At 49.5% G+C, this 22,627-nt stretch carries 21 protein-coding genes and 4 tRNA genes; all 25 read right to left on the bottom strand.

Annotated features, from left to right (window positions below; genetic code table 11):
• Positions 1-5: 5 nt before the first annotated feature.
• The 25 genes from rplV to ACW9KT_RS03810 all read right to left on the bottom strand — a co-directional run bounded on the left by rplV (position 6) and on the right by ACW9KT_RS03810 (position 22,611).
• A complete protein-coding gene (rplV, locus tag ACW9KT_RS03930; RefSeq protein WP_457078073.1) occupies positions 6-485 on the bottom strand; it encodes a 50S ribosomal protein L22 in 480 nt (159 codons plus the stop codon).
• A gap of 1 nt (position 486) precedes the next feature.
• Positions 487-765: a 30S ribosomal protein S19 gene (rpsS, locus tag ACW9KT_RS03925; protein WP_457078072.1), complete on the bottom strand. Its 279-nt coding sequence runs from the start codon at positions 763-765 to the stop codon at positions 487-489.
• A 3-nt stretch (positions 766-768) separates the two neighbouring features.
• On the bottom strand, positions 769-1,596 hold the full coding sequence (gene rplB, locus ACW9KT_RS03920; protein WP_457078071.1) for a 50S ribosomal protein L2: 828 nt from the start codon (positions 1,594-1,596) through the stop codon (positions 769-771).
• A 34-nt stretch (positions 1,597-1,630) separates the two neighbouring features.
• Entirely contained in the window at positions 1,631-1,918 is a 288-nt protein-coding gene (gene rplW, locus ACW9KT_RS03915) for a 50S ribosomal protein L23 (RefSeq protein WP_457078070.1), read from the bottom strand.
• A complete protein-coding gene (gene rplD, locus ACW9KT_RS03910) occupies positions 1,918-2,556 on the bottom strand; it encodes a 50S ribosomal protein L4 (protein ID WP_457078069.1) in 639 nt (212 codons plus the stop codon). The genes rplW and rplD overlap by 1 nt, the downstream gene beginning before the upstream one ends.
• 6 nt (positions 2,557-2,562) lie before the next feature.
• Positions 2,563-3,183, bottom strand: a complete 621-nt coding sequence (gene rplC, locus ACW9KT_RS03905) for a 50S ribosomal protein L3 (protein ID WP_457078068.1) — start codon at positions 3,181-3,183, stop codon at positions 2,563-2,565.
• A gap of 186 nt (positions 3,184-3,369) precedes the next feature.
• Positions 3,370-4,647 carry an O-antigen ligase family protein gene (locus ACW9KT_RS03900; RefSeq protein ID WP_457078067.1) on the bottom strand — a complete coding sequence of 426 codons (1,278 nt, stop codon included), beginning with the start codon at positions 4,645-4,647 and terminating at the stop codon, positions 3,370-3,372.
• A 119-nt stretch (positions 4,648-4,766) separates the two neighbouring features.
• Entirely contained in the window at positions 4,767-5,072 is a 306-nt protein-coding gene (gene rpsJ / locus ACW9KT_RS03895) for a 30S ribosomal protein S10 (protein WP_084445992.1), read from the bottom strand.
• A 21-nt stretch (positions 5,073-5,093) separates the two neighbouring features.
• The gene (gene fusA / locus ACW9KT_RS03890) at positions 5,094-7,235 is read right to left on the bottom strand and encodes an elongation factor G (protein ID WP_457078066.1); all 2,142 of its coding nucleotides are present in this window, start codon (positions 7,233-7,235) and stop codon (positions 5,094-5,096) included.
• 98 nt (positions 7,236-7,333) lie between these two features.
• Positions 7,334-7,801 (bottom strand): 30S ribosomal protein S7, encoded by a 468-nt coding sequence (rpsG, locus tag ACW9KT_RS03885; protein WP_100337277.1) that lies wholly within the window; start codon positions 7,799-7,801, stop codon positions 7,334-7,336.
• Between the two features lie 86 nt (positions 7,802-7,887).
• The gene (gene rpsL, locus ACW9KT_RS03880) at positions 7,888-8,316 is read right to left on the bottom strand and encodes a 30S ribosomal protein S12 (RefSeq protein WP_084445982.1); all 429 of its coding nucleotides are present in this window, start codon (positions 8,314-8,316) and stop codon (positions 7,888-7,890) included.
• Positions 8,317-8,585: 269 nt separating this feature from the next.
• Positions 8,586-8,918: a DUF3467 domain-containing protein gene (locus ACW9KT_RS03875; protein ID WP_188547350.1), complete on the bottom strand. Its 333-nt coding sequence runs from the start codon at positions 8,916-8,918 to the stop codon at positions 8,586-8,588.
• Positions 8,919-9,026: 108 nt separating this feature from the next.
• The gene (gene rpoC, locus ACW9KT_RS03870) at positions 9,027-13,376 is read right to left on the bottom strand and encodes a DNA-directed RNA polymerase subunit beta' (RefSeq protein WP_457078065.1); all 4,350 of its coding nucleotides are present in this window, start codon (positions 13,374-13,376) and stop codon (positions 9,027-9,029) included.
• A gap of 115 nt (positions 13,377-13,491) precedes the next feature.
• Positions 13,492-17,382, bottom strand: a complete 3,891-nt coding sequence (gene rpoB, locus ACW9KT_RS03865) for a DNA-directed RNA polymerase subunit beta (protein WP_457078064.1) — start codon at positions 17,380-17,382, stop codon at positions 13,492-13,494.
• 203 nt (positions 17,383-17,585) lie between these two features.
• Complete coding sequence (rplL, locus tag ACW9KT_RS03860; RefSeq protein ID WP_187734061.1) at positions 17,586-17,966, bottom strand: 50S ribosomal protein L7/L12; 381 nt, start codon at positions 17,964-17,966, stop codon at positions 17,586-17,588.
• Positions 17,967-18,033: 67 nt separating this feature from the next.
• Positions 18,034-18,588, bottom strand: coding sequence for a 50S ribosomal protein L10 (gene rplJ / locus ACW9KT_RS03855; protein ID WP_457078063.1), 555 nt, complete (start codon positions 18,586-18,588; stop codon positions 18,034-18,036).
• Positions 18,589-18,605: 17 nt separating this feature from the next.
• Positions 18,606-19,301, bottom strand: coding sequence for a 50S ribosomal protein L1 (rplA, locus tag ACW9KT_RS03850; protein ID WP_133271648.1), 696 nt, complete (start codon positions 19,299-19,301; stop codon positions 18,606-18,608).
• A gap of 21 nt (positions 19,302-19,322) precedes the next feature.
• Positions 19,323-19,766 carry a 50S ribosomal protein L11 gene (gene rplK / locus ACW9KT_RS03845; protein WP_084445961.1) on the bottom strand — a complete coding sequence of 148 codons (444 nt, stop codon included), beginning with the start codon at positions 19,764-19,766 and terminating at the stop codon, positions 19,323-19,325.
• Positions 19,767-19,895: 129 nt separating this feature from the next.
• Complete coding sequence (gene nusG, locus ACW9KT_RS03840; protein WP_457078062.1) at positions 19,896-20,456, bottom strand: transcription termination/antitermination protein NusG; 561 nt, start codon at positions 20,454-20,456, stop codon at positions 19,896-19,898.
• Between the two features lie 11 nt (positions 20,457-20,467).
• Positions 20,468-20,662 carry a preprotein translocase subunit SecE gene (secE, locus tag ACW9KT_RS03835; protein WP_133271645.1) on the bottom strand — a complete coding sequence of 65 codons (195 nt, stop codon included), beginning with the start codon at positions 20,660-20,662 and terminating at the stop codon, positions 20,468-20,470.
• 51 nt (positions 20,663-20,713) lie between these two features.
• A tRNA-Trp gene (locus ACW9KT_RS03830) sits at positions 20,714-20,784 on the bottom strand.
• A gap of 119 nt (positions 20,785-20,903) precedes the next feature.
• Positions 20,904-22,094, bottom strand: a complete 1,191-nt coding sequence (gene tuf, locus ACW9KT_RS03825; protein WP_187309859.1) for an elongation factor Tu — start codon at positions 22,092-22,094, stop codon at positions 20,904-20,906.
• Positions 22,095-22,267: 173 nt separating this feature from the next.
• Positions 22,268-22,339: transfer RNA gene (locus ACW9KT_RS03820), tRNA-Thr, on the bottom strand.
• 14 nt (positions 22,340-22,353) lie between these two features.
• Positions 22,354-22,426, bottom strand: a tRNA-Gly gene (locus ACW9KT_RS03815).
• Between the two features lie 102 nt (positions 22,427-22,528).
• Positions 22,529-22,611 (bottom strand) — tRNA-Tyr (locus tag ACW9KT_RS03810).
• Positions 22,612-22,627 lie beyond the last annotated feature (16 nt).

Below are 22,627 nucleotides of genomic sequence, written 5' to 3'. Positions count from 1 at the left end.
AGTGCTTATGCGGTGGCTTCTGCCGTGTTTTCAGTAGTGGTTTTCTTAGTCGAGCGGCGGCGGGTGCGAGTGGCACCGGCTTTCGCTTCAGTCGGCTTTTGCTCCGAGGCTTGCTTAACAGCAGCTTTGCTACCGAGAGGCTCAACTTTCGAATCAATTACCAAAGTCACGTGATTGCTGCGCTTGCGAATGCGGTGACCGCGACCCTGAGGAGCAGGACGCAAACGCTTCAACTGACGGCCTTCATCAACGAAAATTTCTTTGATGTAAAGGTTAGCGTCTTCGATGCGCTCGTCTTCGTTTTTCTGCTGCCAGTTAGACAAAGCAGAAAGAAGCAGTTTCTCGATGCGCTCAGCGCCTGAATTGGCTTCGAACTTTAGCAAGCCCAGAGCACGGGTCACTTTTTGACCGCGGACCAGATTGGCTACCATGCGCATCTTGCGAGGCGAGGTAGGCACATTGCGGAGTTTAGCTGTTGCTTCCATCTTAGCGCTTGCCTTTATCTTTCTTGGCTACGTGGCCACGGAAGTTGCGCGTAGGCGCGAACTCACCGAGCTTATGACCAACCATGTTTTCAGTCACATACACAGGAATAAACTTATTTCCATTGTGTACAGCGAATGTGTGGCCTACGAAGTCCGGCGAAATCATTGAGCGGCGCGACCAAGTCTTAACCACTGATTTTTTGCCGGCATCATCCATTGCCGTTACTTTCTTCTCGAGCCGGAAGTCAATGTACGGCCCTTTTTTTAGCGAACGTGCCATTGCTTACTTTTTGCCTTTACGGTTTACGATGAGTTGCTCGGAGTACTTATTCTTATTGCGAGTCTTCTGACCCTTAGCGAAGATACCGTTGCGGCTACGTGGGTGACCACCCGACGACTTACCTTCACCACCACCCATTGGGTGATCGACTGGATTCATTGCAACACCACGAACACGTGGACGACGGCCCATCCAACGATTACGACCGGCTTTGCCAAGACGCACATTCATATGGTCGCCATTTGAAACCGTACCAACCGTAGCCATGCAGGTAACGAGTACCATGCGCATCTCACCAGAGGGCAATTTCAACGTAGCATATTTGTCTTCACGAGCTACTAGCTGAGCATATGTGCCAGCTGAGCGAGCAATAGCAGCACCACCACCGGGCATCAATTCAATGTTATGAACGATGGTACCGAGGGGCATCTCACGCAGCACTAATGCATTACCTACTTCAGGAGCGACACCAGGGCCAGCAATTACAGTAGTTCCTACTTCTAAGCCAGCGGGAGCAATAATATAACGCTTCTCGCCATCAGCGTAGTTGAGTAGTGCAATGCGAGCTGTGCGATTAGGATCATACTCGATTGTCTTTACCGTGGCTGGAACACCAGCTTTGTCACGCTTGAAGTCGATGATACGATACTTCTGCTTGTGTCCACCACCAATGTAGCGGTTGGACATTTTGCCCGAATTGTTTCGGCCACCGGATTTTTCCATGGGTGCCAACAACGATTTCTCCGGCGTCGACGTGGTTATCTCGTCGAAGGCCGGGGCGATGCGAAATCGTTGACCCGGTGATGTTGGTCTTAGTTTTTTGAGTGCCATTTTATTTTAAAATGCGCTTGCGAGTAAGCTCTCCTTATATACCGCTATAGAAGTCGATGATATCGCCTTCCTTAACAGTCACGATAGCCTTTTTCCCGTGAGGGCGACGACCCGTTACGGCACCACCTTTTTGGAATTTAGACTTCATTTTGCCGTTGGTCCGGATAGTGCTAATGCCCGTCACCGTCACACCATACAGCTGTTCGATCTCTTTTTTGATCTGAACTTTATTGGCTGTGCGCTCTACTTCGAAAGCGTACTGACCTTTTTCGTTCAGAGCCGTGGCCTTCTCGGTCACGATAGGTTTCTTCAACGTGCTCATTACTCAGCAGGGGTATAAAGTTGTTCTAACGACTTCAGCCCGTCTTCTGACAGCAACAGCGTGTCTGTGTTGAGCAGGTCGTGCGTGTTAAGCGCGATAGGCGTTGACACGGTCACTTTCTGAATGTTGCGCGCCGATAGCAGCACGTTCTTATTGGCTTCGCCAGTTACGAGCAAGGTTTTCTTGCCGTTGTTCAGCTTCAGACCAGTCAGAATTGAAAGGAAATCTTTTGTGCGGGGGGCATTCAGCGTGATGGTTTCTACCAAAGCCACTTTGCCTTCCTGAGCTAGAGTGCTCAGAGCCGACAAACGAGCAACCCGCTTCGTCTTTTTGTTCAGCTTGAAGCCATAATCACGGGGCTGGGGGCCAAATACGCGACCACCACCGATAAATACTGGCGACTTCATGCTACCAGCACGAGCACCGCCCGTACCTTTTTGCTTCTTGAGCTTTTTTGTAGTGCCTTGCACTTCATGACGCTGCTTCGACTTGTGCGTACCCTGGCGCTGATTAGCCAAGTACTGCTTCACGTCGAGGTACATCACATGTTCATTCGGCTCTAGGCCGAAGATAGCGTCAGACAGCGTAACCTTGCGGCCTGTGTCTTCGCCTTTGATGTTATATATTGACAGTTCCATCTCGCGTTATTTTTCCAGGACCACGTAAGAATTCTTGGCGCCGGGAACCGAGCCGCTAACCAGAATCAGGTTTTTGTCGGCTAAAATGCGCATCACCTTCAAGTTCTGGATCTTCACACGATCACCACCCATGCGACCACCCATGCGCATTCCTTTGAATACACGTGAAGGCCAAGAGCAAGCACCGATAGAACCTGGGTGACGAAGACGGTTATGCTGACCGTGGGTTTGACCACCCACACCAGCAAAGTTGTAACGCTTCACAACACCTTGGAAACCCTTACCTTTTGAGGTACCTACTACATCGACAAACTCGCCTTCCTCAAAAAGGTCAGCTTTAATTTCGGCACCAGCAGCGTATATAGACTCTGCATCGAGGCGAAACTCAACAAGTTTTTTCTTAGGAGTAGTACCGGCTTTGGCGAAGTGGCCAGCCAATGCTTTGGTGGTATTCTTGGCTTTTTTCTCGCCGTAACCGAGCTGAACAGCTGTGTAGCCGTCCTTTTCGATAGTCTTAACCTGCGTCACTACGCACGGACCCGCTTCGATGAGCGTGCAGGGAATATTCTTCCCGTCCGGAGTGAAGAGGCTTGTCATACCGATTTTTTTACCGATGATGCCAGGCATTCGTTTTTAGTTTAATTAAAAGACACAGAGAAAACGCCCGTATGACGTTTTCGTAATGGGAGTGCAAAGCTAGGGAATTTTAATGCTTTATTCAAACTGCTTTCTAAAATATTTTCTTAGCTGCCTAGTCGGAGCTCGAAAAGCTATAAGCTCTATATCAATCATTTCTGAATGCAGGCTACAAAACTAACTGGGCCGCCAACCCCGCTCTGACCGAGTTGGGGACATCAGACCATTTAGTGATAATAGGAGAAATATTAAGGCAAATAATAAACCCACCTGACTTTTTTGGTCAAGGGTATATTCTACTAAAAATGACAAGGAAATAATAATGTATTGAGCTATCATTATTGGGCCTGATTTAGTCCATTCCCAATAAATAGGGTAATAGAAACACCCCATAAACGTCAGCAAGCCTATTGCCCCAAAAGCTACCAGATAATAGAGAAACTGATTATGCGGTAGAAGGTAAGCCGAAGGTTCGATGTCAGGAAAGTCTGCTTTGTAGTAAGCGGCTATCTCATCCTCCATGTCTGCTTTTCCGACTCCTACCCAAGGATGAGCTTGCGCAAGCTGAAGTCCAACTTTATAAGAATACACTCTACCTACTAATGAAAAGTTGTTGGCTGAGCCTACTTTTTCTACTCTACTTACATCATCCTGAGTATTATAGTACTTGTTATGAAAGGTAGGAAAGCAGAGAAAGCTCAGCCAAGGAAGCATCAGTAACACCCCACCTAACCCAAATGCCTGACTATACTTATGTCTTATCAAAAGCCAAATTAGCGCTGCAACACCCAGCACGTTGAAAGCCACTAATCCGCTTCTTACTGACAATAAGTATAAGTACAGAACCAAGAAGGTAGTGGCCAGCAGTACTAACACCCGGTTACGCCCTAGTACGACATTGTTGAACAAGAAAAGTGTTCCAATAGCAATAGCTAAGGTGACCATCAGACTGAATCGAATATAGTCTGGAATAGTCGGCATAATTTGAGATTGATAGTAGAGCTGATTTATTTCAGCTGCATGCATTAGATAGTACCCTGTACTCCCAATTGCTGATACCACCACCAGATAAAAAAAGACTAAATATAATAGCCGTAAAGTTTGTGATGATAAAGGCGGTAGAAGCCAGAAAGCTATAGGCAGCACCAAAAACGGCAGCTGTTGAAGTACATCAATCCAGAATGCCTCCCTATTTGCTTCGCTTGTATTGAAACCTGCCAATAGGTGTAGAAAGAATACGCCTGTGAATGCGCTATACACATGCCACTGCTTCTTTTGCACGATCCGTTGGTGCGCAGCAACATGTAATATAGCTACCAGCAGCAAGCACATGATACCTATACTAGGAAGCTCGGGTAAGAAATCATTTGTAAAGAGGCCAATAAGCACCAGCACAATACTCGCCGTAGTTGCTAGCTTGGTACGGTTGACAGAAAGGATGATAGCTAGAGACACAATGGTGAAATCTGATAAGCAGGTAACCTAAATTCTTAGTGGTGCTACAAACGTACGCAGCAAAAAAAGCCCCCCAGAAATAATCTAGGGGGCTTTTTTACTACTAAGGAAATCAGTCCTCAGACTTTGATTTCTACGTCTACGCCGCTGGGCAGTTCAAGCTTCATCAGGGCGTCTACCGTCTTCGACGAAGTCGAATATATATCCACTAGGCGCTTGTACGTGCAAAGCTGGAATTGCTCACGCGACTTCTTGTTCACGTGGGGCGAACGAAGAACAGTGAATTTTTCCTTTTTAGTGGGCAACGGAATAGGACCGCTTACGATAGCGCCCGTAGCCTTCACCGCTTTCACGATCTTCTCGGACGACTTGTCTACGAGGTTATGATCGTAGGACTTGAGTTTAATGCGAATTTTCTGGTTCATGTCTTAGGTCTTGAAAGCGAATTAGCGAACGGCGTGACCTTTGGTTTTGGCAACAATGCCTTCAGCCAAGTTCGATGGTACCTGCTCATAGTGTGAGAAGGTTAGTGAAGCTGAAGCGCGACCGGAGGAGATGGTACGCAAGTCAGTTACATAACCAAACAACTCTGATAATGGCACATCGGCCTTGATGAGCTGAGCACCAGCTTTGGTGTCCATACCCTTCATGATACCACGACGACGGTTCAAGTCACCGGTAACGGGACCGGTGTACTCATCTGGGCAAACTACTTCTACAGCCATAATAGGCTCAAGCAACTTGGGACCAGCCTGGCGGGCTGCCTCACGGAAACCACCACGAGCTGCGAGTTCGAACGATAGAGCGTCCGAGTCAACGTCGTGGAAAGAGCCGTGGAACAAGCGCACCTTCATTGAATCCAAGGGGAAGCCGGCCAAAGGGCCGTTTTTCATTGCTTCCTCAAAACCCTTCTGAATTGGAGCAATGAATTCGCGGGGAATTACACCACCAACGATAGCATTTTCAAATTCAAAGCCTGGCTTTTCTGGCTCAGTCTCTTTCGGACCAAGTTCGAATACGATATCACCGAATTTACCACGACCACCAGTCTGCTTCTTGTAAGTCTCGCGGTGCTCTACTTTCTTGGTCAAAACCTCCTTGTAGGCAACCTGAGGAGCACCCTGGTTGATCTCCACCTTGAACTCACGACGCATACGGTCGATGATAATTTCTAAGTGTAGCTCGCCCATGCCGCGCAACACAGTCTGACCGGTTTCTGGATCAGTATTTACGGTCAGGGTTGGGTCTTCTTCCACAAGTTTGGCAATAGCCATACCCATCTTATCAACGTCAGCCTGAGTCTTAGGCTCAATGGCGTAGCCAATAACAGGCTCAGGGAAGCTCATCGACTCCAGCACAAGCTTGTGCTTCTCATCAGTGAGAGTATCACCTGTTTTGATGTCTTTGAAACCAACACCAGCACCGATATCACCAGCCTCAAGACGGTCGATAGGGTTCTGCTTGTTGGAGTGCATCTGCATCAAACGCGAAATACGCTCTTTCTTCTCCGTACGGTTGTTAAACACATACGAACCAGCTTCCAGTGTACCGCTGTAGCAACGGAAGAAGCACAACCGACCTACGAATGGGTCAGTAGCAATTTTGAAAGCCAAAGCAGCGAAGGGCGCCTCGGTAGTAGGTAGGCGAACCTCTTCTTCGTTGGTATCCGGATTGGTACCAATGATAGGAGGCATATCCAGAGGCGAAGGCAAATAAGCCATAACGCCATCTAGCATCGACTGAACTCCTTTATTTTTGAAGGCTGAGCCACACATTACAGGCGAGAACTTCATGTCGATAACCGCTTTGCGGATAACAACCATCATTTCCTCGCGCGTTATGCTTTCTGGATCTTCGAAGAATTTCTCTAGCAAAGCGTCATCATACTCAGCAACGCTTTCTACGAGCTTCTGACGCCATTCAGCTACTGTCTCAACCAGATCCTCAGGGACGGGAATCTCGTGATAAGCTTTGCCTTGCGTAGCATCATCCCATACGATTGCCTTACCGGTCAGCAGATCGACAACACCTTTGAAAGTGTCTTCAGCTCCGATTGGGATTTGCAATGGAACTGGGTTAGCACCTAGCTTATCCTTAATCTCAGTCACTGCCTTGAAGAAGTCAGCACCAGCACGGTCCATCTTATTGACAAAGCAGATACGTGGTACTTTATACTTGTCAGCCTGACGCCATACAGTCTCTGACTGAGGCTCTACACCTGATACTGCACAGAACAACGCTACAGCGCCATCCAGTACACGCAACGAGCGCTCTACCTCTACGGTAAAGTCTACGTGGCCAGGAGTGTCAATCAGGTTGATCTTGTACTGCTTGGTTTCGTCAGTGGGTTCGCCACTGGCGTCCGTTGGGTAGTTCCAGAAGGTAGTGGTGGCAGCCGACGTAATCGTGATGCCCCGCTCCTGCTCTTGCTCCATCCAGTCCATCGTGGCTGCACCTTCGTGCACTTCCCCGATCTTGTGGGTTTTGCCTGTATAATACAGAATGCGCTCCGAGGTCGTGGTTTTACCGGCGTCGATGTGCGCCATAATCCCAATGTTGCGGAGGTACTTGAGGTCTTGTTTAGCCATTTTATTTGTAGGGTCTTAAGAGCTTGGGGACCAAAGAGCGTAGAAATGATACAACATCTCCTGAAGCTCCTTAGTCCCCAAGTCCCTAATTTTCTCCTTTAGAAACGGAAGTGCGAGAAAGCCTTGTTGGCTTCCGCCATCCGGTGCGTATCGTCTTTCTTTTTCACTGAAGCACCTTCGCCTTTAGCGGCGGCAATGATTTCGCCGGCCAGCTTATCTTTCATGGTCTTCTCACCACGACGACGAGCGTACTGAATCATCCACTTGGCACCTACTGAAATACGACGATCAGGACGAACTTCGATCGGCACTTGGAAGGTAGCACCACCTACACGGCGGCTCTTTACTTCTACAGTCGGCATTACGTTGTTCAGAGCCTTGCGCCACATTTCGAGGCCATTCTCCTTGGTACGCTGCTCAACTAGTTCGCATGCATCATAGAAAATGGTGTAGGCTAGGTTCTTCTTTCCGTCATACATCATATAGTTGACGAAACGGGTTACCAACGTCTCCTTGTACTTAGGGTCGGGCAGGAGAATGCGCTTCTTTGGTTTTGACTTTCTCATTTTATCAGAAGTGAGTACCGAGAAGTGAGAAGTGAGATAAGAACTACGTCTCACCTCTCACTTCTTACTACTCATCTCTTATTTAATTACTTTTTCTTGCCGGGTGCTGGCTTACCGCCTTTGCCGGTTGCAGCGGGCTGCCCTGGCTTCGGACGCTTAGCGCCATACTTCGAACGACGCTGAGTACGACCACCTACGCCAGCAGTGTCAAGAGCACCGCGGATGATGTGGTAACGTACCCCGGGAAGGTCCTTCACGCGGCCACCGCGAATCAGCACGATGCTGTGCTCCTGCAGGTTGTGGCCTTCGCCTGGGATGTAGGCGTTGACTTCTTTGCCGTTGGTGAGGCGCACACGAGCGACTTTACGCATCGCCGAGTTTGGCTTCTTGGGCGTAGTGGTATATACACGGGTGCAAACGCCACGGCGCTGCGGGCAGGAATCGAGTGCCGGCGACTTTGACTTAGTCGTCAGCTTTTCTCTTCCCTTTCGTACTAACTGATTGATGGTAGGCATCTACGGAATGGTTTGTCAAGGAGGGTTCTCTCCCAAAAAATTAGGCTTGCAAAGGTATAGAAGTTGCTTTACAATAGCAAACAGGTTGAAATAGTTTGTTTTAGGGAAAGTGCTTTATAGCAAGTGACTTATCTCTCGCTCCACTTAACCATACATAACACTACCATATTTGCCCACCAAAAGCCGCAAATAGCAACTGGGGGGCTTTTTCGAGTCGTTTATAAATAAGCTGCAAAGACCCTGATAAGGTTTTAGCTTACTTATAATGTTTACGCTTCACCCATCGTACCCCCAAAGTTCATCGGGAAGTTTGGCATGTCAGGCTGCGTTTTTATCGGCCCAAAAGTCTGCTCGAAGCGGTCTACGTTATCGGCTAGTGCAGCTAGCAAGCGCTTAGCATGCTCTGGCGTTATCACAATACGGGCTTTAACCTTTGCTTTTGGCAAGCCCGGCATTAAGCGGATAAAGTCAATTACAAACTCCCCGCTGCTATGCGCTATCATTGCCAGATTAGCATACTCGCCTTCCGCAATTTGTTCTGACAACTCAATATTGATTGCGTTTGGGTCCTGGGGGGCATTCTGATCAGGAGGTTGATTCATAGGTTAAGGTTGGGAGGCAAATAATAAAATGAAGTCAAAATTAGTGAAAAGAGAAAAGCCGACCGGAAAGTATCCAGTCGGCTTTTCTCTTTACTCACGTATTAAATACTACTCCTGAATAGAAGCCTCACGCTTGCTTGCGCGAGCGGGGCGCTTCGTTTCAGTGTCAGCCTTGGGAGCAGCGGCTGCCGCTTCCATCTCTTCCTTCGAGCCCACAACCTGACGCGTGTACTCGCGCAGGCCGGTACCAGCCGGGATGAGGTGACCAACAATTACGTTCTCCTTCAGGCCCAGCAGCTCATCAGCCTTGCCACGGATGGCCGCTTCGCTAAGCACCTTGGTCGTCTCCTGGAAGGAAGCGGCCGAGATAAAGCTCTGCGTACCCAACGAGGCTTGGGTGATACCTTGCAAGGTCGGACGCGAAACGGAAGGCTGTGCGTCGCGCACTTCCACCAGTTTCAGGTCGCGGCGCTTCAGGCTGGAGTTCTCGTCGCGCAGGCGGCGGGCACTCACAATCTGACCAGGCTTCAGCTCCGTAGAGTCGCCAGCGTCGGTAACCACCTTCATGTCGATGATGGTATCGTTCTCCTCCATGAAGACGATCTTATCGATCACTTGATTTTCGAGGAAAGTCGTGTCACCGGCATCGAGGATAACCACCTTCTGCATCATCTGGCGAACTACCACCTCGATGTGCTTATCGTTGATTTTCACACCCTGCAAGCGGTATACTTCCTGAATCTCGTTCACGAGGTACTCCTGCACAGCACCCGGACCCTGAATGCTCAGGATGTCGGATGGCGTGATGGCACCATCGGAGAGCGGCATACCAGCACGAATGAAGTCATTGTCCTGCACTAGAATGTGCTTGGACAGCGGCACCATGTACTTCTTCTTCACGCCGTCTTTCGACTCAATGAAGATTTCACGGTTACCACGCTTCACCGTACCATACGTTACCACACCGTCGATTTCCGACACAACAGCCGGGTTCGATGGGTTACGGGCTTCGAATAGCTCTGTCACGCGGGGCAGACCACCGGTGATGTCACGAGTCTTACCAATAGCGCGAGGAATCTTAGCCAGAATGTGACCAGCCTTGATCTTGTCGCCATTCTCTACGTTAAGGTGAGAGCCTACGGGAATGCTATAACCCTTCTGACCTTCGGTATCGCCTTTCTTACCAGCTCTAACGATGATCGATGGGTTCTGATCCTTGGCTTTCGACTCGATAATAACCTTCTCACGGTGACCCGTCTGCTCATCCGACTCCTCACGATAGGTGATACCTTCCGTGATAGCATCGTACTGAACAGTACCGTCGAACTCAGAAAGGATGACAGCGTTGTAAGGATCCCAGTTGCAAAGCTCATCACCCTTCTCTACTTGCTGACCTTCGTCAACAATCAGGAAGGAGCCATAAGGAACGTGGTTCGAGATAAAGACTTTGCCAGTGGCAGAATCTACAATTCGAACTTCGCCCGAACGACCCATTACTACTTTGCCCTTCACACCTTCATCAGTGGTAGTGGCTACCGTACGAATGTCTTCAAACTCAACCGTACCAGCGAACTTAGCACGGATGCTAGCTTCAACAGCAATGTTCGAAGCTGTACCACCTACGTGGAAGGTACGCAGGGTAAGCTGAGTACCAGGCTCACCGATGGACTGAGCAGCAATTACACCAACAGCTTCACCTTTCTGTACCATGCGGCCAGAAGACAGGTTACGACCGTAGCACTTAGCGCAGATACCACGCTTCGACTCACAAGTCAGTACTGAACGGATTTCCACTGTCTCAATAGCGGTGTTGTCAATCAAACGAGTGATTTCCTCGGTGATTTCCTCACCAGCAGCTAGGATTATCTCGTCCGTCAGCGGGTCCACAACATTGTGAACTGCTACACGACCAAGGATACGCTCAGCCAAAGACTCTACGATGTCCTCATTGTCCTTTAAGGCCGAAACCTCTAGGCCACGGAGAGTACCGCAGTCTACTTCGTTCACAATAACGTCTTGCGATACGTCTACTAGACGACGAGTCAGGTAACCGGCGTCAGCCGTTTTCAGAGCTGTATCGGCAAGACCTTTACGAGCACCGTGAGTTGAGATGAAGTACTCGATAACGTCCAGACCTTCTTTGAAGTTAGACAGAATCGGGTTTTCGATAATCTCACCTACCGAGCCTTGCAACGACTTCTGTGGCTTAGCCATCAGACCCCGCATACCGCCGAGCTGACGAATTTGCTCACGCGAACCACGAGCACCTGAGTGCATCATCATGTAGATCGAATTGAAACCCTGGTTCTCCTTTTCGAGGCGCCCCATGAGTGTCTCCGTGATCTGGTTGTTGATACGTGTCCAGATGTCAATAACCTGGTTGTAACGCTCATTGTCGGTAATCAGACCCATCTGGTAGTTCTGGGTTACCGCTACCACGTCGGCCTGAGCCTGAGCGATAAGGGCATCCTTCTCCTTAGGAATCTGAATATCGCCCAGACCCATCGACAAACCACCTTTGTATGCCGACTGGAAGCCCAGCGTCTTGATGTCATCGAGGAACTGAGCCGTGCGGGCCATGCCCGTACGCTTAAACACGAGCGAGATGATCTGCTGCAGCTTCTTCTTGGTCAGCAGTTCGTCAACGAAACCTACTTCCTCAGGAACCAGCTGGTTGAACAGAACACGACCGGCTACGGTCTCGATGATCTTGGTAACCAACTCATCGTTCTCGTTCCGAACTTTCGTACGCACCTTAATATAAGCGTGCTTCGAAAGTTGTCCTTCGTTGATAGCAATTACAACTTCTTCATCCGAGTAGAAGATACGGCCTTCGCCTTGTACCTTTTCTTCATCAGTGCTGCGCTTGCCTTTGGTCACGTAGTACAGACCGAGTACCATGTCCTGCGACGGTACCGCGATGGGCGCGCCGTTGGCTGGGTTCAGGATGTTGTGCGAAGCCAACATCAACGTGGAGGCTTCTAGGATAGCGGCCGGTCCGAGCGGAACGTGCACAGCCATCTGGTCACCGTCAAAGTCAGCGTTGAATGCTGTACAAACGAGCGGGTGCAACTGAATAGCCTTACCCTCAATGAGACGAGGCTGGAATGCCTGAATGCCCAAGCGGTGCAAGGTAGGAGCACGATTGAGCAGGACTGGATGGCCTTTCAGCACGTTCTCCAGAATGTCCCACACTACAGCGTCCTTGCGGTCAACAATTTTCTTCGCTGATTTTACCGTCTTGACTATACCGCGCTCAATGAGCTTACGGATAATGAATGGCTTAAACAGCTCAGCCGCCATATTCTTAGGCAGACCGCACTCGTGCAGCTTCAGCTCAGGACCAACAACGATAACTGAACGGCCAGAGTAGTCAACACGTTTACCGAGCAAGTTCTGACGGAAGCGGCCCTGCTTGCCTTTCAGCATATCAGACAGCGACTTCAGAGCACGGTTACCTTCGGCGCGCACAGCGTTAACCTTACGCGAGTTGTCGAAGAGTGAGTCTACCGCTTCCTGCAGCATACGCTTCTCGTTCCGCAGAATCACTTCAGGAGCCTTGATTTCGATCAGGCGCTTGAGGCGGTTGTTACGGATGATAACACGACGGTACAGGTCATTCAAGTCGGAGGTAGCAAAACGCCCCCCATCCAATGGAACAAGCGGACGCAGCTCCGGTGGAATCACCGGCACCATGCGGATTACCATCCACTCAGGTTTGTTCTCAATACGAGTAGCCGCATCGCGGAAGGCTTCTACTACGCGCAGACGCTTCAACGCATCAGCCTTACGCTGTTGCGAAGTTTCGTGCGCGGCAGAGTCGCGGAGGCTATAGGAAAGCTCATCGAGGTTGGTACGCTCCAACAGGAGTTGCAGCGCATCAGCACCCATACGGGCAATGAATTTGTTCGGGTCTTCATTGGGCAACATCTGATTCTCGCGGGGGAGTTTATCGATGATGTCCAAGTACTCGTCTTCGGTGAGGAAGTCAAGCTGCTGTACGCCTTCTTCGGCTAATACACCAGGCTGTACTACCACATAGCGCTCGTAGTAGATAATCTGGTCAAGCTTCTTGGTAGGCAAGCCCAGCAAGTAACCGATTTTGTTGGGCAGAGATTTGAAATACCAGATGTGAGCAACAGGCACCACCAGTTCGATGTGGCCCATCCGCTCCCGACGCACCTTTTTCTCCGTTACCTCTACGCCGCAACGGTCGCAGATGATGCCCTTGTAGCGGATGCGCTTGTATTTGCCGCAGTGGCATTCCCAGTCCTTCACAGGACCAAAAATCCGCTCGCAAAAAAGCCCCCCCATCTCGGGTTTATACGTCCGGTAGTTGATCGTCTCGGGTTTAACTACTTCTCCGTTCGACCGCTCCAAGATGGATTCGGGCGAGGCCAGCGAAATAGTAACTTTCGAGAAGTCCTGCACCAGTTTTTTATTCTTTGCAAACGCCATACTGTCGTTTTTCTAAAAACTATGTCAGAAGTAAAATGTGCTTTGCAGCCTATCGTAACACTAGAGCTGGCACGGCCCGTTCCAATTGCTTAGAAGCGAACCGCGCCTTTTCTAATTAGTCGAGCGTAATTTCCAACGCCAGACCACGTAACTCATGAATGAGTACGTTGAATGACTCGGGGATATTTGGCTTGGGTAGTACGTCGCCCTTCACAATGGCTTCGTATGCTTTGGCACGGCCGACAACATCGTCCGACTTCACTGTCAGAATTTCCTGTAGTACGTTTGACGCACCGAAGGCCTCCAACGCCCACACTTCCATTTCGCCGAAGCGCTGACCACCAAACTGCGCTTTACCACCCAGCGGCTGCTGCGTAATGAGCGAGTATGGTCCGATAGAACGGGCGTGCATCTTATCATCCACCAAGTGACCCAGCTTCAGCATATAGATAACACCTACCGTTACCGGCTGGTCAAACTGTTGGCCAGTCAAACCATCGTGTAGGTAAGAACGACCGAAGTGCGGCAGCCCAGCCTCCGCCAACTCACGTGATACTTCCTCTTCGGTAGCACCATCGAAAATTGGAGTAGCATAAGTACGGCCCAGCTTCAAGCCAGCCCAACCAAGTACGGTCTCGTAGATCTGACCAATGTTCATACGGCTTGGTACACCGAGCGGGTTAAGCACGATGTCCATTGGCGTACCGTCAGCCAAGAAAGGCATATCCTCATCGCGCACGATGCGGGCTACAACTCCCTTATTACCGTGACGACCAGCCATTTTGTCCCCCACCTTCAGCTTGCGCTTCTTGGCGATGTATACTTTGGCCAACTGTACAATACCTGCGGGGAGTTCATCACCTACTTCCAGAGTAAACCGGTCGCGCTTGAAACGAGCTGTGATGGTGTTGCGACGCTTGGCGTAGTTCTTCACCAATTGCAGCAGCATCCCATTCACTTTCTCGTCGGCGGTCCAGTTCTCCAGGATTAGGTCCTTGAACATGTTCACCTCTTCGGGTACAGCGTAATTGCTCTCATCCTTGTAAGGGTTCTTCTCGGGGAAGAGCGCCTCGGTGATGTTCTTCTTACCGAACTTCACTCCTTTAGATAAGATCTCGTCACCAAACTTGTGCTTTACACCCTGAGAAGTTTTGCCTTCCAGAAGCTGCACTAGTTTGTCAACCATTACTGCCTTCACGCTGCGAAGCTCTTGGGCGTAGCGGTCTTTCAACTCCTCTACTTCCTTCTTCGACTTAGCGCGCAGGTTCTTGTCTTTCTTCGGACGCGAGAACAGCTTAGTACCGATAACCACACCGTTCAGGGATGGCGGCGCCTTAAGCGAAGCGTCTTTCACGTCACCAGCTTTGTCACCAAAGATGGCACGTAGTAGCTTCTCTTCCGGCGTTGGATCAGTTTCGCCCTTAGGAGTAATCTTACCAATGAGAATGTCACCTTCCTTCACCTCAGCACCCAAACGGATGATACCGTTGTCGTCGAGGTTACGGACAGCTTCTTCACTTACGTTCGGAATTTCCGAAGTCAACTCTTCCTCACCACGCTTGGTCTCCCGAACTTCTAACTCGAACTCCTCAATGTGGATAGAAGTAAAAATGTCGTCGCGAACGACACGCTCCGAAATAACGATAGCATCCTCGAAGTTGTAACCCTGCCATGGCATAAAGGCCACCTGCATGTTACGACCGAGGGCCAGCTCACCTTTATTAGTGCCATACCCTTCGCACAGTGGCTCACCCTTCGTTACGCGCTGACCTTTCTTCACCAGCGGCGTAAGGTTGATACAAGTATCCTGGTTAGTACGACGGAATTTTATCAAATCATATGATACTCGCTCAGCATCGAAGCTTACGAGTACATCTTCAGCAGTCAGATCATAACGAACAATGATCTTATTAGCGTCTACATAATCAATTTCGCCATCGCCTTCGGCTACAACAAGCGTGCGAGAGTCAATAGCCGTCCGGCCTTCCAGACCCGTGCCCACGATAGGAGCCTCGGGACGGAGCAGCGGCACAGCCTGACGTTGCATGTTCGAGCCCATCAGTGCCCGGTTAGCGTCATCGTGCTCCAGGAACGGAATCAACGAAGCAGCTACCGATACAATTTGGTTTGGCGCAACGTCCATATAGGAGTACTCCGCCGGCTCTACTACTGGGAAGTCGCCCTCGAAACGGCCTTTAACCAACTCTGACAAGAAGTTACCCTTATCATCGATGCGAGCGTTAGCCTGCGCGATGTGGTGAGTATCTTCTTCTTCAGCAGTCAGGTACTTCACTTCGTGGCTCACGTCTACCTTACCCTCTTTTACAGCACGGTAAGGAGTTTCGATAAAGCCCATGCCATTCACGCGGGCGTGAACGCACAATGAAGAGATCAGACCAATGTTAGGTCCTTCAGGAGTTTCGATAGTGCACAAACGCCCGTAGTGGGTATAGTGTACGTCACGAACCTCGAAACCAGCACGCTCACGCGACAGACCTCCTGGCCCTAGTGCTGATACGCGACGCTTATGCGTCACCTCGGCCAGCGGGTTGGTCTGGTCCATGAACTGAGAAAGCTGGTTCGTACCGAAGAAGGAGTTGATAACCGACGACAACGTACGAGCGTTGATCAAGTCAACTGGCTTAAAGTCCTCATTGTCGCGCACGTTCATACGCTCCTTAATAGTACGCGCCATACGGGCCAGACCAACACCAAACTGGGCATAAAGCTGCTCCCCTACCGTACGTACCCGACGGTTAGACAAGTGGTCAATATCATCGACTACTGCCTTCGAGTTGATAAGACCGATTAGGTATTTCACGATGAGAACAATGTCCTCGTTAGTCAATACGCGAGCTTCCCAGTTCTTATCAAGGCCTAGTTTCTTATTGATGCGGTAACGACCAACGTCGCCGAGATCGTAGCGCTTGTCAGAGAAGAACAACTTCTGGATGATGTCGCGGGCAGTTTCTTCATCAGGAGCTTCCGTGTTACGGAGCTGACGATAAATCTGCTCCACAGCTTCCTTCTCCGAGTTGGAATTGTCCTTCTGTAGGGTGTTATAAATAATAGCGAAGTCGGCAATGTTCACATTCTCCTTGTGAAGAATGATGGACTTGGGGCCTGCGTTGAGAATTACATCGATGTCTTCTTCTTGAATCGTGGAGTCACGCTCCAACAGAACTTCGTTACGGTCGATCGATACCACTTCACCGGTATCCTCGTCCACGAAGTCCTCTGTCCAAGTGCGAAGCACCCGTGCAGCCAACTTACGGCCAACTGCTTTCTTCAGGCTCTTCTTCTCAGCCTTCACTTCCTCTGACAATCCGAATAGGTCGAGAATGTCTTTGTCAGTGCCGTAACCGATAGCACGGAGCAGCGTAGTTACCGGAAACTTCTTCTTCCGGTCAATGTAAGCATACATCACGTTGTTTACGTCCGTGGCAAACTCAATCCACGAGCCTTTGAACGGGATGATACGTGCTGAGTACAGCTTAGTACCATTGGTGTGCTTGCTCTGGGCAAAGAACACACCAGGTGAGCGATGCAGCTGAGATACAATAACACGTTCGGCTCCATTGATAACAAATGAGCCCTTTTCGGTCATGTATGGGATATTTCCCAAAAACACTTCCTGCTCAATCGTCTCGAAGTCCTCGTTATCCGTATCGTTGCAGATAAGGCGGAGCTTAGCCTTCAACGGTACAGAGTAAGTCAAGCCACGGTCAATACATTCGTCGACCGAATATTTCGGCGGATCGACGTGATAATCCATAAACTGCAGCACGAAATTCTCGCGCGAGTCCGAGATTGGAAAGTTCTCAGCGAACACCTTGAAGAGGCCTTCATCGGCACGGCTTTCGGCCGCAGTTTCCAACTGGAAGAAATCTTGGAACGATTGCAACTGCACGTCCAAGAAGTCTGGATACTCGATAACTTTTTTAATCTTGGCGAAATTGATTCGCTCAACGGCTTTCTGCAAAGCCTCTGCTTTCGGTGTAGCCAATGCGTTTGGGTCTTAAGAAATGGACACTGAAGCTTACTAACTCTGGTCAACCTGACCGTTCCCACCTTCGTACCTGTAGGCACGAAAAGCCGCAATGCGGCGCTGGGGGGCAATTTATTAAAACTTATAGCCTACAAACAGGAAAAGACCTGGCTTAGTTGCCAGGCCTATCCAAGTTTATAGGAGAAAAAGCGGGCCGCAGCTTACTTAACTTCTACTTCAGCGCCGGCTTCTTCCAGTTGCTTCTTCAGCGTGTCGGCTTCATCCTTGGTAACACCTTCTTTCAAAGGCTTGGGAGCACCGTCAACTAGTTCTTTAGCTTCTTTCAAGCCAAGGCCAGTCAGGTCTTTTACCAATTTAACTACAGCCAGCTTAGCACCGCCAGCAGCCTTCAAAATTACGTCGAACGAGGTCTTCTCCTCAGGAGCGTCAGCAGCAGCGCCACCACCGCCACCAGCCATCATTACTGGAGCAGCTGCTGCAGGCTCAATGCCATACTCGTCCTTCAGGATAGTAGCTAGTTCGTTTACTTCTTTCACCGTCAGGCTAACGAGCTGCTCAGCGAATGCTTTCAAATCTGCCATTTCTGTAGATTGTTAAAAAAGGTTATTGAATCGTTTGGAAATTGAAAGTGAAAAAGATGAGCAGCGGTTAGCCTGCAACCTCTTCTTTTTCGGAAAGTGTCTTGAGGATACCAGCCAGTTTGCTGCCGCCGCTCGACAGAGCAGAGATAACATTCTTTGCAGGCGACTGCAGCAAGCCGATGATCTCACCGAGGAGTTCTTGCTTGCCTTTGATAGTGCTAAGCATTTCTAGCTTATCAACACCAACGTAAACGCCGCTGTCAATAAATGCGCCTTTTAAGGCCGGCTTTGGAACTGCAGTTTTGCTATAGTTCTGCTGCTTATAGAAATCCTTTAACAGTTTGGCCGGGGCATTGCCTGACTCTTTCGAGAATAGGATGCCTGATTGGCCTTTCAAAGCCTCATCCATCTCGGTGGTATCACCACCAAGGGTATCGAGGGCTTTGCGGATCAACGTGTTCTTGTACACTTTGTACTCCATCCCGCGGTTGAAGCACAGGCGACGGAAATCGTTGATCTTCGCCACGGACATCGTAGAGGCATCCGTGATATAGAACGCGTTGTGCGATTGAAACTTTTCGCTCAACTCGTTGACGAGGTCTTGTTTTTCTTCCCGGGTCATAGTTCGTCGTCAGTTAGTTAGGCGGAAGTTACCGTCGTGTCTACCGGAACAGCCGGGCTCATCGTGCTCGAAAGCGTGATGCTCTTGATGTAGGTACCCTTAGCCGACGAAGGCTTCAGACGCGTTAACGTTTGAATTACTTCGAAAGCATTTTCGGCGAGTTTGTTATCGTCGAAAGACACTTTGCCTACGCTGCAGTGAATAATACCAGTCTTGTCAACTTTAAAGTCGATTTTACCAGCTTTTACTTCTTGCACAGCCTTAGCTACGTCAGTAGTAACCGTACCCGACTTAGGGTTAGGCATCAAACCACGGGGACCGAGTACACGACCCAAACGGCCTACTTTAGCCATTACGGATGGCATCGTGATAATCACGTCGATATCAGTCCAGCCTTTCTCGATTTTCGAGATATAGTCGTCAAGGCCAACAAAGTCAGCACCAGCAGCGGTTGCTTCAGCTTCTTTGTCAGGCGTTACTAGAGCTAGTACACGAACAGTTTTGCCGGTACCATGGGGCAACGTAGCTACGCCACGTACCATTTGGTCGGCTTTACGGGGATCAACGCCCAGACGCACGTCGATGTCAACAGATGAGTCGAATTTAGTGTAGGTAATGTCCTTCACTATTTTCGCGGCCTCAACTAATGAGCGTACTTGCGTCAGGTCATGCTTGGCAAGGGCTTCCTTGCGTTTCTTGCTAACTTTTGCCATGAGCTTTTCTAGGATTAAAAGTTAGTTGGCAAAGGGAGAATCGCCCTTGACGGTGATACCCATGCTACGGGCTGTACCAGCCACAAGCTTCATAGCCGACTCAATCTTAAAAGCATTGAGGTCAGCCATTTTGGTCTCAGCAATCTGGCGCACCTGATCCCAGGTAACCGAGCCTACCTTATTCCGGTTAGGCTCTTTCGACCCGCTCTGGATTTTTGCGGCTTCGAGCAGCAATACCGGCGCGGGGGGCGTTTTCACCACAAAGTCGAATGACTTGTCGGTGTACATGGTGATCAAAACGGGACATACTTGGCCGGCCTTATCCTGGGTGCGAGCATTGAATTGCTTGCAAAACTCCATGATGTTAAGGCCTTTGCTACCAAGTGCAGGTCCAACCGGCGGCGAAGGATTCGCAGCGCCTCCCTTTATCTGCAGTCGCAGATAACCTCTAATTTCTTTGGCCATTGGGTTTGAAAGGCTTCAGGCTTGCAGGTCGTAACACCTTGGGCCCTCAGTTTTTAAATTTGCTTCGAATTACTATGTGGAAGCATCACTGGCTCGAAGCGACTAGCTAGCGACAATAAAATCTTAGGATTATGATTCTTTTTCTACTTGCGTGTAGCTCAACTCCATTGGAGTGCTACGACCGAAGATTTTAACGATTACGTTAAGCTTCTTTCGCTCTTCAAAGACTTCAGAGACAGTACCAGAGAAGCCGCTAAACGCGCCGTCAATCACTTTTACTAGCTCTCCTGTGATAAAAGGAGTTTCTAACGAAGCAGTCTGTTCTTCTTGCTCATCTACGATTCCCAGGATGCGGTTGACTTCTGAGATATGTAGTGGAGCTGGCTTACTGGAAGCAGTCTTATTGTCCTTGTCACCTACCCAGCCAATAACTCCAGGAGTGCTGGTGATGATATGGTCCACCTCACCATGGGTGAGGTCAGCGTGAATAATAATATAACCTGGATAAAGGTTACGCTCCCGAACGCGCTTCTTACCGTTACGCATTTCGAACACTTTCTCAATTGGAATGAGTACTTGAGGTACCATTTCCGTTAGATTGTGTCGGCCCAGTTCTGTTTCCAGATACTGCTTAGCTTTCTTCTCCTGTCCGCTCACGGAGCGAACTACATACCACTTCAACTCTCCCATTGATCAGCCGATTAACGGAATGAGTTATAGAAAGCCTCCAAGCCTGTATTGAACACCAAGTCCATTAGACCAACGACAGCAGCAAAGATGAGTGAGCCAAGGAGCACCAGACCGGCACTCTTCTGGAGTTCTTCAAAAGAAGGCCACGTTACTTTATAACGCATCTCCTCAGTAGTCTCGCGGATGTAATTTGTCAGCTTACTCATGTCTGGAGCCAGGTTAGGCTTTAAAATTTGACCGCACTAGCGGCCTTTTTGCACGGGCGGAGAGATTCGAACTCCCATCAAAGGTTTTGGAGACCTCTATTCTACCCTTGAACTACGCCCGTAAAAAATGCACCCCCATGAAATGAAAGTCTAAATTGGGAGTGCAAATGTAAGGTAAACTATGTTCAAAACAAATCCGCCCCCGAAAAAATCGGAGGCGGATCGTCTTGATTACTAATAATTAGTCGAGGATCTCGGTTACCTGACCAGCACCTACAGTACGGCCACCTTCGCGAATAGCGAAACGCAGACCTTTTTCCATAGCTACTTTGCTGATCAACTCCACTTGAATAGTGATGTTGTCACCAGGCATTACCATTTCTACGCCTTCTGGCAGGGTGATGATACCCGTTACGTCAGTGGTACGCAGATAGAACTGAGGACGATAGTTGTTGAAGAAAGGAGTGTGGCGACCACCTTCCTCTTTCGACAGCACATACACCTCGGCCTTGAACTTTTGGTGAGGAGTTACTGAGCCTGGCTTGCAGATTACCATGCCGCGACGAATGGCTTCTTTTTCAATACCACGCAACAACAGACCAACGTTGTCACCAGCTTCGCCACGGTCAAGGATTTTGCGGAACATTTCCACACCTGTAACCGTCGACTTCAAGCCGGGAGCGGCACCCATACCGAGGATATCAACTTGCTCACCAGAGTTAATGATACCACGCTCGATACGACCAGTTGCTACTGTACCACGACCTGTGATAGAGAACACGTCCTCTACAGGCATCAGGAAGGGCAGATCAGTTAGACGAGCTGGAATCGGAATGAAGCTATCAACAGCAGCCATCAGTTCCTCGATCTTAGGAACCCAAGCAGCATCACCATTCAAGCCACCCAGAGCAGAACCCTGAATAACTGGAATATTGTCACCGTCGAAGTCATAGAAAGAGAGAAGCTCGCGGATTTCCATCTCAACGAGTTCGAGCAACTCAGGGTCGTCGACCATGTCGACTTTGTTCATGAACACTACCAACTGAGGTACACCTACCTGGCGAGCCAACAGGATGTGCTCACGGGTCTGAGGCATTGGGCCGTCAGTAGCAGCTACTACGAGGATAGCACCGTCCATCTGAGCAGCACCAGTTACCATGTTCTTCACATAGTCAGCGTGACCAGGGCAGTCAACGTGTGCATAGTGACGGTTTTCGGTAGCGTACTCAACGTGAGCCGTGTTGATAGTGATACCACGCTCTTTTTCCTCAGGAGCATTGTCGATCGAGGAGAAGTCACGCTTAGCGGCCAAACCTTTGCCCGCCAATACCGTGGTGATAGCAGCGGTCAGGGTTGTTTTGCCGTGGTCGACGTGCCCGATGGTACCGATGTTCACGTGCGGTTTGGAACGATCAAAATTTTCTTTAGCCATTGTAATGAGATTAGAGAAATGTAGTGGTGATGAGAGGAAAACGCGACTGAGCTAACCTACAAGAAAGCGAAACGCAGTGCTATTTTAGAAGCTTCTGCATGTCGCTTTACCTTGCTGACAGATCCAAACGGTGCAGTCGCGCTGCTCCGCCGGTATTGTTACTGGATATTATGAGCCATTTATGGGATTTGAACCCATGACCTCTTCCTTACCAAGGAAGTGCTCTACCACTGAGCTAAAACGGCTTATCTACTTAATGAGCGGGAGACGAGGTTCGAACTCGCGACCTACAGCTTGGAAGGCTGTCGCTCTACCAACTGAGCTACTCCCGCATTGTACTAGTGTAAGAGTTGAGAATTAATAAGTCAAAAAAGCGATTGGCAGCGACCTGTTTCACCTATTAACCTTAACCTCAACTCTTTAAACTAACTCTGTGGGGAGAGAAGGATTCGAACCTTCGAAAGCTTACGCTAACAGAGTTACAGTCTGTCCCATTTGGCCGCTCTGGAACCTCCCCAAGTGTATCGTCTCCA

The organism is Hymenobacter sp. HD11105 (assembly GCF_054051685.1).
This window is presented reverse-complemented; position numbering and strand designations above follow the sequence as displayed.

Coding starts and splice junctions, on each gene's coding strand:
- rpsL (WP_084445982.1), bottom strand. CDS start 8,316: ATGCCTACCATCAATCAGTTAGTACGAAAGGGAAGAGAAAAGCTGACG.
- rplB (WP_457078071.1), bottom strand. CDS start 1,596: ATGGCACTCAAAAAACTAAGACCAACATCACCGGGTCAACGATTTCGC.
- rplJ (WP_457078063.1), bottom strand. CDS start 18,588: ATGACCCGGGAAGAAAAACAAGACCTCGTCAACGAGTTGAGCGAAAAG.
- rplK (WP_084445961.1), bottom strand. CDS start 19,766: ATGGCCAAAGAAATTAGAGGTTATCTGCGACTGCAGATAAAGGGAGGC.
- rpsS (WP_457078072.1), bottom strand. CDS start 765: ATGGCACGTTCGCTAAAAAAAGGGCCGTACATTGACTTCCGGCTCGAG.
- fusA (WP_457078066.1), bottom strand. CDS start 7,235: ATGGCTAAACAAGACCTCAAGTACCTCCGCAACATTGGGATTATGGCG.
- rplW (WP_457078070.1), bottom strand. CDS start 1,918: ATGAGCACGTTGAAGAAACCTATCGTGACCGAGAAGGCCACGGCTCTG.
- secE (WP_133271645.1), bottom strand. CDS start 20,662: ATGAGTAAGCTGACAAATTACATCCGCGAGACTACTGAGGAGATGCGT.
- rplC (WP_457078068.1), bottom strand. CDS start 3,183: ATGCCTGGCATCATCGGTAAAAAAATCGGTATGACAAGCCTCTTCACT.
- nusG (WP_457078062.1), bottom strand. CDS start 20,456: ATGGGAGAGTTGAAGTGGTATGTAGTTCGCTCCGTGAGCGGACAGGAG.
- tuf (WP_187309859.1), bottom strand. CDS start 22,094: ATGGCTAAAGAAAATTTTGATCGTTCCAAACCGCACGTGAACATCGGT.
- rplV (WP_457078073.1), bottom strand. CDS start 485: ATGGAAGCAACAGCTAAACTCCGCAATGTGCCTACCTCGCCTCGCAAG.
- rpoC (WP_457078065.1), bottom strand. CDS start 13,376: ATGGCGTTTGCAAAGAATAAAAAACTGGTGCAGGACTTCTCGAAAGTT.
- rplA (WP_133271648.1), bottom strand. CDS start 19,301: ATGGCAAAAGTTAGCAAGAAACGCAAGGAAGCCCTTGCCAAGCATGAC.
- rpsG (WP_100337277.1), bottom strand. CDS start 7,801: ATGAGAAAGTCAAAACCAAAGAAGCGCATTCTCCTGCCCGACCCTAAG.
- rplL (WP_187734061.1), bottom strand. CDS start 17,966: ATGGCAGATTTGAAAGCATTCGCTGAGCAGCTCGTTAGCCTGACGGTG.
- rplD (WP_457078069.1), bottom strand. CDS start 2,556: ATGGAACTGTCAATATATAACATCAAAGGCGAAGACACAGGCCGCAAG.
- ACW9KT_RS03875 (WP_188547350.1), bottom strand. CDS start 8,918: ATGAATCAACCTCCTGATCAGAATGCCCCCCAGGACCCAAACGCAATC.
- rpsJ (WP_084445992.1), bottom strand. CDS start 5,072: ATGAACCAGAAAATTCGCATTAAACTCAAGTCCTACGATCATAACCTC.